Raw genomic sequence first — 286 nt, forward strand, 5'->3', positions numbered from 1 at the left:
CGGTGGCGACCGTCGAACTCCAGCCCCATCGGCTCGAATGGCTCGACCGCCTCGAAGGGCCTGTCTCCGGCGGCCGTGGCTTCGCCCGTCGGATCGACACCGGCACGTACGAATCCGCCGTCGTGTCGGACGACGGCGCCTCGGCGGTGCCCTCCCTCCACGTCGAGCTCCGCGGGCGCATGCTCGCCGGCCGCCTGCGGCTCGAACCGGGCCCTGACGGCCGGGCGACTCTCGCCTCCCTCGACGCCGCCCGCCGCCGGCCCGCCGCCGGTCGCGACGTATGATG

At 75.5% G+C, this 286-nt stretch carries 1 protein-coding gene; it reads left to right on the forward strand.

Annotation, left to right across the window (positions count from 1 at the left end; genetic code table 11):
- On the forward strand, positions 1 to 284 hold a 284-nt coding region (locus MD536_RS21385; RefSeq protein WP_239603816.1), incomplete at its 5' end, for a hypothetical protein.
- Positions 285 to 286: the final 2 nt, after the last annotated feature.

Source organism: Flavihumibacter cheonanensis (genome assembly GCF_022352215.1).
GTDB lineage: Bacteria > Bacteroidota > Bacteroidia > Chitinophagales > Chitinophagaceae > Flavihumibacter > Flavihumibacter cheonanensis.